The 472-nt window shown below is 49.8% G+C and carries 1 protein-coding gene; it reads left to right on the top strand.

The genetic code is table 11. The features are described from left to right. On the top strand, positions 1-472 hold a 472-nt coding region (locus A3735_RS10805), incomplete at both ends, for an aminotransferase class III-fold pyridoxal phosphate-dependent enzyme (protein ID WP_156499602.1).

Raw genomic sequence — 472 nt, 5'->3', positions numbered from 1 at the left:
CGTTAAAGCAGGCTCTGGCGCGCTAACGCTTGGCGTGCCTAATTCACCTGGAGTACCTGCGAGTGTCGCCGAGCATACAATCACCCTTACCTATAATGATGCAGACCAAGTTAAAGCACTGTTTGATGAAATGGGTGACCAGGTTGCTGCGATTATTGTCGAACCCGTTGCCGGGAATATGAACTGCATTCCTCCAGTACCTGGCTTTTTAGAAAGCTTACGAGAAGTCTGTGACAAACATGAAAGTGTCTTGATCTTTGATGAAGTCATGACTGGCTTCAGAACCGCTTTAGGCGGAGCCCAGTCTGTATACAATGTGAAGCCTGACCTAACTACTTTAGGAAAAGTAATTGGCGGTGGTTTACCGGTCGGCGCTTTCGGTGGCCGTACAGATATTATGCAAGCGATAGCGCCTACAGGCCCAGTCTACCAAGCCGGTACTTTATCGGGTAATCCGCTCGCCATGGCAGCC

The sequence above is a fragment of the Oleiphilus sp. HI0061 genome (assembly GCF_001635675.1).
The sequence above is the reverse complement of the archived record's forward strand: the minus strand, read 5'-3'. Positions and strand labels throughout refer to the sequence as shown.